The sequence below is a fragment of the Bacteroides sp. AF39-11AC genome, assembly GCF_003474285.1.
In the GTDB taxonomy this organism is placed as follows: domain Bacteria; phylum Bacteroidota; class Bacteroidia; order Bacteroidales; family Bacteroidaceae; genus Bacteroides.
The window spans coordinates 1-14,285 of record NZ_QROH01000007.1 but is presented as its reverse complement, the minus strand read 5'-3'; the positions used below and the strand labels follow the sequence as shown (position 1 = coordinate 14,285).

General features: G+C 41.9%; 9 protein-coding genes and 1 tRNA gene. 4 read left to right on the top strand and 6 right to left on the bottom strand.

Annotated features, from left to right (window positions below; all coding sequences use genetic code 11):
• Position 1: 1 nt before the first annotated feature.
• The gene (gene rsfS, locus DW036_RS15815; RefSeq protein WP_022392711.1) at positions 2 to 361 is read right to left on the bottom strand and encodes a ribosome silencing factor; all 360 of its coding nucleotides are present in this window, start codon (positions 359 to 361) and stop codon (positions 2 to 4) included.
• 218 nt (positions 362 to 579) lie between these two features.
• Here rsfS and DW036_RS15810 point away from each other — a divergent pair.
• Positions 580 to 650 (top strand) — tRNA-Gln (locus DW036_RS15810).
• A gap of 122 nt (positions 651 to 772) precedes the next feature.
• Here the strand turns inward: DW036_RS15810 and guaA are convergent.
• Positions 773 to 2,080 carry a glutamine-hydrolyzing GMP synthase gene (guaA, locus tag DW036_RS15805; protein ID WP_118465256.1) on the bottom strand — a complete coding sequence of 436 codons (1,308 nt, stop codon included), beginning with the start codon at positions 2,078 to 2,080 and terminating at the stop codon, positions 773 to 775.
• Between the two features lie 552 nt (positions 2,081 to 2,632).
• Here guaA and DW036_RS15800 point away from each other — a divergent pair.
• Positions 2,633 to 3,811, top strand: a complete 1,179-nt coding sequence (locus tag DW036_RS15800; protein WP_022392709.1) for a phosphoribosylaminoimidazolecarboxamide formyltransferase — start codon at positions 2,633 to 2,635, stop codon at positions 3,809 to 3,811.
• A gap of 76 nt (positions 3,812 to 3,887) precedes the next feature.
• On the opposite strand, the gene DW036_RS15795 is transcribed toward DW036_RS15800, so the two are convergent.
• The 3 genes from DW036_RS15795 to rsmA form a co-directional block, all read right to left on the bottom strand.
• A complete protein-coding gene (locus DW036_RS15795; RefSeq protein WP_187374625.1) occupies positions 3,888 to 5,744 on the bottom strand; it encodes a DUF349 domain-containing protein in 1,857 nt (618 codons plus the stop codon).
• Positions 5,745 to 5,860: 116 nt separating this feature from the next.
• Positions 5,861 to 7,201 (bottom strand): magnesium transporter, encoded by a 1,341-nt coding sequence (gene mgtE, locus DW036_RS15790; protein WP_118465503.1) that lies wholly within the window; start codon positions 7,199 to 7,201, stop codon positions 5,861 to 5,863.
• A gap of 72 nt (positions 7,202 to 7,273) precedes the next feature.
• Positions 7,274 to 8,089, bottom strand: coding sequence for a 16S rRNA (adenine(1518)-N(6)/adenine(1519)-N(6))-dimethyltransferase RsmA (gene rsmA / locus DW036_RS15785; protein ID WP_118465255.1), 816 nt, complete (start codon positions 8,087 to 8,089; stop codon positions 7,274 to 7,276).
• A 160-nt stretch (positions 8,090 to 8,249) separates the two neighbouring features.
• Between rsmA and DW036_RS15780 the strand changes: the two genes are divergently transcribed.
• Both DW036_RS15780 and DW036_RS15775 read left to right on the top strand, forming a co-directional pair.
• A complete protein-coding gene (locus DW036_RS15780) occupies positions 8,250 to 9,233 on the top strand; it encodes a lysylphosphatidylglycerol synthase transmembrane domain-containing protein (protein WP_118465254.1) in 984 nt (327 codons plus the stop codon).
• Between the two features lie 131 nt (positions 9,234 to 9,364).
• A complete protein-coding gene (locus DW036_RS15775) occupies positions 9,365 to 10,822 on the top strand; it encodes an aminoacyl-histidine dipeptidase (protein ID WP_118465253.1) in 1,458 nt (485 codons plus the stop codon).
• Between the two features lie 286 nt (positions 10,823 to 11,108).
• Here DW036_RS15775 and DW036_RS15770 read toward each other — a convergent pair whose 3' ends face one another.
• Positions 11,109 to 14,264 carry a hypothetical protein gene (locus DW036_RS15770; RefSeq protein ID WP_118465252.1) on the bottom strand — a complete coding sequence of 1,052 codons (3,156 nt, stop codon included), beginning with the start codon at positions 14,262 to 14,264 and terminating at the stop codon, positions 11,109 to 11,111.
• Positions 14,265 to 14,285: the final 21 nt, after the last annotated feature.

Below are 14,285 nucleotides of genomic sequence, written 5' to 3'. Positions count from 1 at the left end.
ATTAATCAATATCAGGTATTTTGGTTAATTTGGCGTCGGCCCAGAGATGCTCCAGGTTGTAGAAGTCTCTCGTTTCGGGCAGAAAAACGTGTACCAGTATGTCAGAGTAGTCCATTGCTACCCATTCGGCATTGCGTAACCCGTCTATCGCAAATGGTTTACTGTTGGCACCTTTGCGTGTAAATTCTCTTACGGATTCTACAATGGCGGTCACCTGGCTTGGGGAGTTTCCCTGGCAAATGACGAGATAATTGCAGATAGTATCGCCAATTTTAGAAAGATCTGCTATAACTATATTTTTTCCTTTTTTATCTTGTATACCTTCGGTTATTTGTTGAATGAGTTTCTTTGTTTCGTTCATTACTTATTATTAAAATTAAACAGTTGACAAATATACGCTGAATTCTTGTATGAAACACCTAAAAGAGGAAAAGTCTTTTAATTTTTGATTTTTTTTAGGTATATATTTCTTTGGCATACGGCATCTTAGCAGAATTTAGAGAAAAAAATATGCGAAATTGTTTTGGATTATCAAATTCTTTGTATCTTTGCAACCGCAAAACGGGAACGACCTGTTATTGGGCTATGGTGTAATGGTAACACTACAGATTCTGGTCCTGTCATTCCTGGTTCGAATCCAGGTAGCCCAACGAAGAAAAGCTGTGAATATAATAAGTTCGCAGCTTTTTTTTATTTCTCTCCCCTAAAAATATAAAAATAGCCCCAACTTACAAGAAGCTGAGGCTATCAATTTATCATCTAAAAAGTTTTTTTATTCCCACTCTATGGTAGCATTGGGTTTCGGGGACATATCATAGCAAACACGATTCACATGTTTTACTTCTTTCAGGATACGATCTGTGATTTTCATGAGGATAGGCCATTCTACCGGTTCGATAGTAGCGGTCATTGCGTCAATTGTATTGACGGCGCGGATGATAACCGGCCATTCGAAAGAACGGGCATTGTTGCGCACACCAACTGACTTGAAGTCAGGTACCACGGTAAAATATTGCCATACTTTCTTATCCAATCCGGCAATTCTGAACTCTTCACGCAAGATAGCGTCGGACTCGCGTACAGCCTCCAGACGATCGCGTGTGATAGCGCCCAGGCAACGAACACCCAGACCGGGACCAGGGAACGGTTGGCGATAAACCATTTCATAAGGCAAGCCCAGTTCGACACCACAAGCACGTACTTCGTCTTTGAAAAGCTGGCGAAGTGGTTCTACAAGTTCGAACTGAAGATCCTCCGGCAGACCGCCTACATTGTGGTGAGATTTCACCATCTTGGCTGTTTTTGTTCCGCTTTCTACGATGTCGGGGTAGATAGTTCCCTGACCTAAGAAGTCGATTCCGTCCAGTTTGCGTGCTTCTTCTTCGAATACGCGGATAAACTCTCCGCCGATAATCTTACGTTTCTGTTCGGGATCTTCCACACCTTCCAGTTTAGTAAGGAAACGCTCGGTAGCATCTACATAAATGAGGTTTGCTTTCAGTTGGTTACCGAACATTTCTACTACATCTTCGGACTCACCTTTACGCATCAGACCATGATTTACATGTACGCATACCAGGTTGTCACCAATTGCTTTCAGTAAGAGGGCTGCTACTACGGAACTGTCGACGCCACCGGAAAGAGCCAGCAATACTTTTCTGTTGCCTACCTGACGACGTACCAATTCAACCTGGTCGTTCACAAAGTTGGTCATGTTCCAATTAGCTTCAGCCTTGCAAGTTTCGAAAACGAAAGGCTTAACTGCTGCTTTGATGGCTTCGATATCATCCGTGAACTGTGGCAGTTTCACTGCACAAGTTGCTTTGTCGTGACCGGCAGCTATCACAGGGATTCCTGCCTCATAGATGGACGGATTTACATCGATAGCAACGCCGTCTACTATGTTACATGGTCCACCATTAATAATAATACCCTTTACGTTGGGTAATTTCTTCAGTTCTTCAACGGTTATATCATGAGGGTAGATCTCACTGTATACACCTAACGCACGGATGGCGCGAGCCAATACCGTATTTTCATGACTACCCAAGTCAAGGATAACAATCATGTCCTGCTTCATCTGATTCTGGTTATTTTTAAGTTATTGTATCGTTAATTATTCACTTTTGTTTTCAAACGGTTTGCAAAGATAAAGATTTTCAGAGAGACTATAATGTATTGATTCTCCAAACTTTCAGAACAGAACCGCATTTTTTTGCATACAACGATAATTATGAACCCATTGGCGGAACTAATCTCTTAGGGAATGCTAATGAAGTGACCAGCACGGGGATGAGGTAAAGATTGCTAATGACTATTTTTTTTGTTAGCTTGTTGATAATCAATTGATAGCATTTACCAATGATTTACTGCAAGATGTAAAAGCATTTACTGCCGTATGTAACGGCCTTTACCCCAGCATGTAACGGGCTTTACATCGGTATGTAACGGCTTTTACCCCGGCGTGTAAATGGAGTTACCGTGTGAGGTTAACAAAGTTATCATTTGGGGAAACGGAATTTCCATGAAAGGAAGCAACTGCATGCTTATCCGCGTTGTTGTGGATTTATAATGATTGATTTTGCTTTATATTTAGTAATTTTGCGGCAATTCTATTCAAATAATTAAAACTATGGCAAAAGAGTTAGAACTCAAGTATGGCTGTAACCCTAATCAGAAGCCGGCCCGCATTTTTATGCAGGAGGGTGAACTGCCTATTGAAGTCCTGAATGGACGTCCGGGATATATTAATTTTATGGATGCCTTAAATGGATGGCAGTTGGTGAAAGAACTGAAAGAAGCTACCGGTATGCCGGCGGCGACTTCATTCAAACATGTGAGTCCTGCAGGTGCAGCTATTGGCTTGGAATTGGATGAGATCATGAAAAAGATCTATTTCGCAGATGATCTGCCGCTTTCTCCGTTGGCTAATGCATATGTACGTGCCCGTGGTGCTGACCGTATGTCGTCTTATGGCGATTTCATCGCTTTAAGTGATGTTTGTGATGCAGCAACCGCCCGTTTTATTAATCGGGAAGTATCAGACGGTGTTATTGCTCCGGGATATACGGATGAGGCGCTCGAAATCCTGAAAAATAAGCGTAAAGGTACTTATAATGTAATTAAAATCGATCCGAATTATAGACCGGCACCGATTGAGCGCAAAGATGTGTTTGGAATTACCTTTGAACAGGGCCGTAATGAAATAAAGCTGAATGGTGATGAGCTGTTTGCTAATATTCCTACTCAAAACAAAAGTTTTCCGGATGCTGCAAAGCGTGATTTGATGATCGCTCTTATTACTTTAAAGTATACACAGTCCAATTCCGTATGTTATGTGAAGGATGGGCAGGCAATCGGTATCGGGGCAGGGCAGCAAAGTCGTATCCACTGTACTCGTCTGGCCGGAAATAAAGCCGATATTTGGTATCTTCGTCAACACCCGAAAGTACTGAACTTACCTTGGGTAGAGAAAATCCGTCGTGCCGACCGTGATAATACAATTGATATTTATATCAGTGACGACCATGAAGATGTGCTGGCTGATGGCGTTTGGCAACAGTTCTTTACAGAGAAGCCGGAAGTGCTGACTCGCGAAGAAAAACGTGAATGGCTGGATACACTGAGAGGAGTATCCCTTGGTTCAGATGCCTTTTTCCCATTTGGCGATAATATTGAGCGTGCTCATAAGACTGGTGTAGAGTATATTGCCCAGGCAGGTGGTTCGGTGCGTGATGACCATGTAATTGAAACCTGTGATAAATATGGGATTGCTATGGCGTTCACTGGTATCCGTTTGTTCCATCATTAATAGAACCTGAATATAGATAAAACAATAGAGGCTGTGTTAATTGCTAACACAGCCTCTATTTGTATGTGGGTTTCAATTATTCGGCGCTACGAATAGAATCGTCGATAACTTTAATTTTCTGTTTTACCAACTCAATATCTGCTTTCAGCTTTTCTACTTTGCGATTCAATTCTGTCAGCAGGCTATTGCCTTTCTTAGAAGAAGTTGTCAGGAAACCGAGATTATTCTCGTATGTCTGCAATTCGTTCTTCATGGCATCTGCCGCACGTACCAGTTTTTCACGTTCACGGTAGAGCGACTGCGGACTACCTTCCTGGATATTGCTGATATTGGATTTGAAGTTATTCAGTTTCTTATTAGCAGCACTGATGTTGAAATGGTCGAACAACTTATCCACTTGTCCGTGGTATTGTTTGTATAAACGGTCTTTTTCCTTGAAAGGCACATGACCGATGCTGTTCCATTCCTTCATTAATTCGCGTACCAACTGTGTGGCTTCATTCGTATCCATATTCTCATCAATAGCACCTAGCTTTTCGATGATTTCTTTCTTCTTGTTCAGGTTATCTACTTCAACGGAACGTTGAGAAGAAGTTGCCTTGTTTTTTTGCTCAAAGAAGTGGTCGCAAGCCGAAATGAAGCGCTTCCATATTGCATCAGAATATTTCTTTGCTACCGGACCGATCGTTTTCCATTCTTTCTGCAGTTTGGTTAGCTCGTCAGCAGTTGCCTTCCAGTCGGTACTGTCTTTCAGAGCTTCGGCTTTTTCGCAAAGGGCACGTTTCTTATCCAGATTCACGTTCATACCTTCTTTCAGAGATTTAAAGAAATCTCCTTTTTTGCGGAAGAATTCGTCACATGCTTTACGGAAACGTTCGAATATCTTTATATTCATCTTTTGCGGTGCAAAACCGATGGTTTTCCATTTGTTTTGCAAAGCAATGATTTCCTGTGTCTTATTATCCCAGGCAGCAAAGTTGGTCAGCTCATTATAGTCTATCGCTTCAATGATTTCGCAAATTACTGTTTTCTGGTCGAGGTTATGCTGCTCCACTTCTTTCAACGCTTCGAAGTGTTGCTGGTGGCGACGATTTACGGCAGTGGAAGCTGCTTTGAAGCGGTTCCATACCTCGTCACGCAATTCTTTGGCAACGGGACCCGTATCGCGGAATTCCTGATGCAACTTCTGTAACTGATGAAATGCCGATACTACATCCGGTTCTTCTGCCAGTTTTTCGGCTGCTTCGCATAGATGTGTTTTTATTTCCAGGTTCTTCTTGAAGTCATATTCGCGGAATTCATTGTTCAGCTTCAGCAAGTCATAGAACTTCTCTACATAGAGCTGGTAGCTCTTCCAGAGTTCGTTGACTTTAGCTTGTGGAATCAGTTTCACTTCATTCCACTGTTGTTGCAACTTCTTGAATTCCGTATAGGATTTGTTGGCATCATCGGGTGATTCTACCAGTTCTTTCAGTTCCTCGATTATGGAAAGTTTGATTTGCAGGTTCAGCTCTTTCAGTTTTTCTTGTTCGGCTGACAATGCACCTCTCTTCTCTTTAATGACGGACATGATGTTCTTGAATTCCTCTTCAACAGCATCTGCTGTCGGAATGAAATTCTCTGCTGTTCCCCCGTTTTCGATGAATAGTTTCTTTGCCGCTTCCTGTTCGGCATTATGCAGCTTATAGAAAGCCTGTTTCAGGCCATCTATTTCCTGTTTGCCGGCATTTTCCACATCCGCGGAAAGCTCTTTAAGCTTGGTCAGGATTTCTTCCTTGTTCGGTTTCTGTACAGCTTCTACCGCCTTTTCTTCCTGCGTTGCTTCTTCAGCCGGAGTTTCGGTCAGAGCCGGCTCTGAAACCTCGGCTGCTTTCTTTTCTTCTTCTAATTCTACCGCCTTTTCGGGGAGATTAGTGTCATGAGTGTCCATCATTGTACATACGTTTTAAGAAACGGTTTTACCCGTTCGGGTTACATTAGGTCACAAATTAATGAAATAAAACAATTACTTCATACTTTTTTCCTGAGTTTTTTTTCTTTTTTCTTGTTTTAGGAGAGAAGTACGGTAATTCCCATATATAACATCATGCCTATGATGTCATTGGTAATCGCAATAAACGGACCGGTAGCGATGGCTGGGTCTACCTTCAACTTTTCCAGCGTCATAGGAACCAGCGTGCCGAAGATAGATGCAAACATGACTACGGCAAACAGACTGATGGAAACGGAATAGGTGACGGTGGCGGTTGCACCGAACCGGGCGAAATTATATATATACACTAATAGAGAAATTATAGTAGCATTGATAAGAGCTACTACAGACTCTTTTGTGACTTGTTTGAAAATATCTTTGGCATCCAGTGAGTTGTTGGCAAGGCCTTGTACGATGATAGCCGAAGACTGGGTTCCCACGTTTCCACCCGTACCACCGATCAGCGGGATGTAGAGTGCCATTTCGGGATGGGCTGCAAAGGTTGCATCGAAGTTTCCTAAAATCATGGAGTTACCGATACCACCGAGCATACCAATAATAAGCCACGGTAGGCGGGCGCTCGTCTGACGCATTACGTTATCATCCGTTTCTACATCCTGGGATAAACCGGATGCTAACTGGTAATCGCGTTCCGATTGTTCACGAACTTCGTCCATGACGTCGTCTACGGTGATTTGTCCTACTAACCGTCCGATACTATCTATAACAGGAACGGCTACTAAGTCGTACTTTTCGATAATCTGTACTACATCATCCACGGATGTGTCGACGTGCACAGAAATCGGGTCTTTCCGCATCACGTGCTTCACCTTTGATACGGAAGGGGAGGTGATCATCTTTTTCAGCGGGAATACTCCTTGCAGGCGGTTTTCATCGTCAATGACGTAAACGTAGTAAATTTCATCCAACTGTTCAGCTTGCTGACGCATCTCTTTCAGACATTCCGGCATACTCCAGTTTTCATTCACGATTACCATTTCCGTACCCATCAAACCACCGGCAGTGTCTTCATCGTACTTCAACAGATCTACGATGTCTCCTGCCTGTTCAATGTCTTCAATGTGCGAGAGAATTTCTTCTTGTTTCTCTTCATCCAGCTCACGCATCAGGTCTACAGCGTCGTCCGTGTCCATGTAGTCCACGAAGCGCTTGGCAATGGTTTCAGAAGGAAGTATTTCAAGGAACTCTTTACGGACATCCTCATCCATTTCCATCAATACGTCTGCTGCGGTTTCATTATCCAGCAAACGGTATACGAACCGTGCTTCCTCCGGACTCAGATCATTGCACAGTTCGGCAATGTCCGCAGGATGTAAGTCTATCAGGAGCGTTTTGACGTTTTCAGCGTCTTTTTGCTCAATGAGGTTTTTGACGTTGTCAATGTATTCTTCGTCCATTTCCATAATCTTCCTCCTCTTGCTTTAAATGATAATTTACCAGTGTAGCGCTGGAGCTCTGCCTGCTAAATATCATTCATTGGTTTCATTACTTTTTTCTCTAATCTTTTTCAAAGCCTGCTCAACTTGGTTAGTCAGATCTATGAATTGTTGTACCGATAGTTGCTCCGGTCGTTTATTGAATAAAACATCTTCCGTCAGTGGGCAGTCTTTGCCAAGTATGGGTTTTATCGAATTTCTCAGGGTTTTACGGCGTTGATTGAAAGTGGTCTTCACCACTTGCTTGAATAGCTTTTCATCGCAGCCAAGGTCTTGAGTCTCGTTTCGTGTCATGCGGATGACAGCGCTTTTCACCTTAGGCGGTGGGTTGAATACATGCTCATGTACGGTGAAAAGATATTCCACACGATACCATGCTTGTATCAATATACTCAGAATGCCGTATGTTTTGCTTCCGGGTCCGGCAGCAATACGTTCGGCTACCTCTTTCTGTATCATACCGGTGCAACAAGGTATCAGTTCTTTATTATCCAACATCTTGAAGAAAATCTGGCTTGATATATTATAAGGATAGTTTCCAGTCAGTACAAAAGGCTGCCCGTCGAACAAGCGTTGCAGATTCATCTTGAGGAAGTCATCTTCGATGATGTTATCTTCCAGGGACGGGTATTCTTCACGCAGATAGGCAACAGATTCATAATCCAGTTCTACTACTTTCACCGGACGTTCTTTTTTTACCAGGAACTGGGTTAATACCCCCATGCCCGGACCCACTTCCAATACAGGAAGTCCGGGACATACGTCTACGGTATCGGCTATGTCCTGCGCCACTTTCAGATCCTTTAAGAAATGTTGGCCGAGAAACTTTTTAGGTTTTACTAGTCTCATTTATCCACTAAATCATTACTGTTGCACTCTCTTTGCTCCGCAAATATAGGCCGTACTTTAGCATTAAAAATAAGTAAGCTTCTTTTGTTCTGCTTCCTATTTGCACTATCTTTGCAGCTCGCAAAGGTAATCCTTTTCGACGAAGAATAACGAATTCTGCATGAATAAACTATTAAAAAAGACACTGAAGATCCTTTTGCCGGTCGCTTTGGGCGGTTTTATCTTGTATTGGGTGTATCGAGATTTTGATTTTGCACGCGCCAAAGAAGTACTTCTGCATGGAACGAACTGGGGATGGATGCTGTTTTCGTTATTTTTTGGTGTAATGAGTCATGTGTTTCGTGGCTGGCGTTGGAAACAAACACTTGCCCCGCTTGGAGCTTATCCCAAATCAAGTGATTGTGTGGATGCTATCTTTGTTTCTTATGCTGCTAATCTTATTTTGCCTCGTGTAGGAGAGGTTTCCCGTTGCGGAGTACTTGCCAAATATGATGATGTTTCTTTTGCCAAATCGCTTGGAACAGTGGTAACGGAACGTTTGATAGATACATTGACCATCCTTTTGATTACCGGGATTACTTTTCTGATACAGATGCCTGTTTTCCTTCGTTTTTTTGAAGAGACGGGTACCAAAGTTCCTTCGCTGGTGCATCTGGTGACGTCTCCCTGGTTTTATGTTGTTCTTTTTAGTATCATTGGTGTATTGGTATTACTCTATTTTCTTTTGCGTATGCTTTCTTTCTTTGAGAAAGTAAAAGGCGTGGTGTTGAATGTATGGGAAGGGGTGATGTCATTGAAAAGTGTAAAGAATATACCACTTTTCATTCTCTATACCTTACTTATATGGATATGTTATTTTTATCACTTCTATATCACTTTTTATTGCTTCTCTTTTACTGAGCATCTGAGCTTTCTGGCAGGCTTGGTGATGTTTGTGGGCGGCACTTTCGCAGTTATTGTTCCTACTCCTAATGGTGCAGGTCCCTGGCATTTTGCTGTTATTACCATGATGATGTTATATGGTGTCAATGCTACTGATGCAGGAGTTTTTGCGTTGATAGTGCATGGTATACAGACATTGTTGGTCATTGTACTGGGTATTTATGGATGGTTGCATCTGTCGTTGGTAAATCGGTCAAAATAGATTCGTTAATGTAGGGTTCGGGTGTTTCTTTGTGCTTATTGTAATGTTAGTTTTTCACAGGAAAAAGTTTAGGTTCTTGCATAGTTTGGGAATAAAAATGTATATTTGCGAAAACTAACTTTTAAAATGTTATGAGTACAATCTTGCAATTAGCTCCACAGAATGTGTGGAAGCATTTTTATTCGCTGACTCAAATTCCCCGTCCGTCCGGACACATGGAGAAGATAACCGAGTTCCTTGTAGACTTTGGAAAAGGCTTAGGTCTGGAATCATTTGTCGATGAAATAGGCAATGTTATCATTCGTAAAGCTGCTACTCCGGGTATGGAAAACCGCAAAGGCGTCATTCTTCAGGCGCACATGGATATGGTGCCTCAGAAGAACAATGATACTGTTCACGATTTTACAAAAGATCCTATTGAAACCTATATCGATGGCGATTGGGTGAAAGCTAAAGGTACTACATTGGGGGCAGACAATGGTCTGGGCGTTGCAGCTATTATGGCTGTGCTCGAAGATAACAGTCTGAAACATGGCCCTCTGGAAGCCTTGATTACGAAAGATGAGGAAACAGGCATGTACGGTGCTTTCGGCTTGAAGCCGGGTACACTGAAAGGTGAAATCCTGTTGAACCTTGATTCTGAAGATGAAGGCGAATTATATATCGGCTGTGCCGGTGGTATCGATCTGACTGCTACATTGGAATATAAAGAAGAAGCGCCTGCAGCCGATCTTGTAGCTCGTAAGGTTACTTTGAAAGGCCTGCGTGGTGGTCACTCCGGTTTGGAGATCAATCAGGGCCGTGGAAATGCTAATAAGCTCTTAGCTCGCGTAGTGCATGATGTCTTGATTGAGTTTGATTCTCAGTTGGCAAGTTTTGAGGGTGGAAATATGCGTAATGCTATTCCTCGTGAAGCATGTGCTGTATTGGTGTTTAATCCTGAAGATACGGAAGGACTGGAAGATTATATTAAGGAATATGAAGCACAGATCAATGCGGAATACGCTCCGATTGAAAGCGGCATTACTCTGACGATTGAATCTGTTGATCTTCCTGCAGCTATTGTTCCTGCGGAAATTCAGGATAATATGATTAATGTATTGATGGCTTGTCAGGATGGCGTGATGCGTATGATTCCTACTGTACCTGATACAGTGGAAACTTCTTCTAATCTGGCTATTGTTATTATTGGTGGTGGCAAAGCAGAGGTTCGTATCCTGGCACGTAGCTCTTGCGATACAATGAAAGAATTTCTGGCTGACAGCCTGACTGCTTGTTTTGCTATGGCTGGTATGAAGGTGGAATTAAGCGGAGGTTATTCGGGTTGGCAGCCTAATGTGGATTCTCCTATTCTGCATGCCATGAAGTTATCTTATAAGCAGCAATTCGGTGTAGAACCGGCAGTGAAAGTAATTCATGCAGGTTTGGAATGTGGTATTATTGGTGCTAACTGTCCGGGGTTGGATATGATTTCCTTCGGACCTACATTGCGCTCTCCGCACTCACCGGATGAACGTGCTTTGATTCCTACAGTTTCCAAGTTCTATGATTTCTTGGTAGCTACGTTGGAACAGACACCGGAGAAGTAATTAGTGTTCTATTATAAGGAAGGCGGTGAAAATGCTTAAGCATTTTCACCGCCTTTTTCTTGTTCTGTATTTGTTTATTATAACGTATAGCCTTTTCTTCTTTTTGAGTAGTTAGAGTGAATGGCTATAAAAAGAGTGAGGCTGTCTCCCACCGGGGACAGCCTCACACAACAACATTTTACTTTTCACGATGGTGAAAAAAAGGACTATTCTTCACAGAGTAGTTGTTTCATTTAAAAAAAAGTATGCCCCGAAGGACATACTCTTTTTTATTTAGTATCTAATCTTACTTAGTACCAGGAGTTCCTGAGTTAGGAGCTACAGTTACTTCATAAACATTAGTCAAAGTCTTCCACTTGTAGCCATATTCAACCGGGATAAACAGCTTGTATGCCTTGTTAACCGGAGTACCGCTATAGTTGTAATAAGTCAGAACATCTTTCAATTTACCATCAACAAGTTTCTGTTCGTACTTAATCTCAACGTTTGCAGGCAAGCTACCTTGAGTGTAACCTTCAACAGGTTCCAAGTTACCACCTTCAGGTTTCAAGTTGGTCTTGATCTTAGTTACATCCAAAGTGCTAGAGCCAGCTACCAACGGCCAACCTGCTTCTCTTACTTGGTAGAACTCATACAGTTTTTCTGCTAAGTCACCCTTGCCAGTCTTAGCAACAACCTGGTTGTTGTCATTCCAAGAATAGTAAGTGAATGCATCAGTTACATCAATTGTACTACCTTCGTTCTGAGCATCGATGAAGTTCTTAATTTCACCCTTCTTAACCTGCAACGGTTCGATGATGTTAGCTTCATATTGCTTAACTGTAGCTACATTCTTACCATTACCACAGATGTCAGCAACCAAGTTGATAGGAACAAGCTTACCAACCAATGCTTTAGCAGCTTCTGTCGGCTGATTAGTAAAGTCAGTAACAGGATGAGCAGGAACTGCTTCTTCCAACTTAATGTTGTAAGTTTGTTCACTTGCATTCAACAAGTTAGCAGCATGATTAACGATTGTAGCAGCCAATTGACCGTTGATCCACAATTCAGTATCATTGTTCTTCAACGTAGCTGTGTATTCTGTACCGTCTTTCCAAGTATACTTGTAGTTAGCAATTCTTGCCTTGTCAAATACGAATCTTACACCCAAGTCATTGTAATAGATACCATTAGAGTTAGCTCCCATAGTAGCACCAGCTTGTGCAGGACCGAAAGAAGGATAGTAGAATTTCTTACCAGCTACATTCTTGTCAGTGTAATATACTACACCTGCAGCACCGTCAGTCGGTTTCTTATATCTGTCATCCAAGAAGCCATTCAACAGGTCAGTATAGATGTTACATGTCGGGTTAGTACCTGTAACTGCGTTCCATGCCGGGTTAGATTCCTTAGTACCGTAAACGATCGGATTGATATTGAATATCTGATATTCTTTGTCACCCTTCCAGTAAGTACCCATATGGCCCCAAACGTTCAGAGCAGGCATGTAGATAGTTCTTGTCATTACAACTGTAATGTCAGCATTGATACCCTTAGGATCTTTGTAAGTCACAGTCTTAGTGAATGTCTTTTCTTGCTGAGTAGGCCAGAATACGCCCAGATCAGTTTCAGACAATGTCCACAAGATATTGTGAGATTCAACACCTTCTTCAGGATTAGCAATATCTATAGCTGTACCAGCACCTGTACCATCTACGAACTGAGTATAGATAGAATGGAATTCATTCTTAGTCATACCACCAGTCTTAGCCTTGTCGTAGATCATTGTATTCATCATTTCTGTATTAACACGGTTTTCAACAGTGCAATTGAACAGAACAGGCTGGAATGGAACAGACAGAGTCTTACCTTCCATAGTCCATTTAATCTTGATATAACGTTGAGCGATCAAGGCGTTACCGTTTTGAGTATCGATCAAAGATACGCAAACGATAGGCTCACGACCTACAGCTGTAGCTGATTCAGGAATGGTATATACTTTAGATGTCATGATACCACTTTCAGGAGAATCGATTTGAGCAAACTTCTGTTGGTCAGTCTTGTTTGTATTATCGTTCTGCGGAATGTAAGCAGCATTAGCTAAACGGAAGCGGAATGCCAAACCATAGTCAGCATAATTATCCAGACCTTCATGTTTGCTATGATCGTTATTGATATCGCTTACACAAACTTTCACCAATGTTTTCAGATCAAGAGCTTTGTCGTAAGGCTGATAAACATCAATAAGAGAATTTGCATCAGACTTATACAGACAGATAGAGTCATGATAGTGAACATAGAATTTGCCGTTAGCATCAGTCTGAGTTTCATCAGCAAAGTTACCGGTAGTTGTCTTGCTGTAATCAGTTCTCATGTTAGTAAGGTAAGGCAACTTGATAAGTTCCTCGATACGAGCATATTCAGAGTTTACATAAACACCATCAATCTTACCAGCTGCAAGATCCTTAGCTTCGTCTTCTGTGTAGTTAGCTTCTGCAATAGGAGCTTTCAAAGAAGCCATATAGAATGATTCCTTAGTACCAGTCGGATTAGAAGTCTTAAGCTGTGTATTCAAGAAGCTCTTTTCTTTCTTGAATGTAACTTCCAATACACCCTTTTCGTCGATACTATATCCAGTAACTTCAATAGGCTTATTGTTAGTAATTTCAACACCTGCTCTGGTTATGATGTTTTCAGACTTCAAACCATCGAATGAAGGTAATTTGATATCCTGAGTACGGATACCTACACTCGGACTTACATGGAAGTAAGCTTTGTTCTTTTCTGTAGAAATGTAATTAGCTTTGGTCGCTGCATCAACGTGGTCCAAAACGGGCTGCGTTGCATGTACTTCTGATTCGTGATCAGCTACTACCTGATACTTCTGCGGAGTATATTGCAAAGTAGTGAAAGTGATAGCAGCGATACCATTAATATGAGTAGTCGGTATTACAGCCAGACTAGTCAAACGGTGACCGATCAGTTTAACTACTTCATCAGTCAAAGTTTGAACCTTTGTAGATAAAGCTTGCAACTTCTCATCAGTAACAAAATCTGCTTCGAGCTCTTTTTTCAGAGCAGCAACTTTTGCTGTTACATCATCCAAAGAAGCTAATTTATCGATTTGCTTTTGCAAATCAGATTGTGCTTTTTCCAAAGCTGCTTTCAGAGCTTCGATTTCTGCAGATGAGCCCCCTTGTCCAGCTTTGTCCAATGCTTCTTGAGCTTTGGTCAGTGCTTCTTCTGCTTTAGTCTTAGCAGCAGTTGCATCAGTCTTAGCTCCATTGATGGCAGCCTCTAAAGCACTTACCTTAGAGTTCAATTCATCAAGTGAAGCTTTCTTGTCCAGTTGTCCCTGCAGGTCCTTGATGTCATCATCGTAGTCCTTACAAGACGTGAACGTTCCTGTAGAACCTACCATTAAAGCTCCGAACAGGATTGCACTTAGAAATTTTTTGTTCATAATAAAAAAACTTTAAATTTA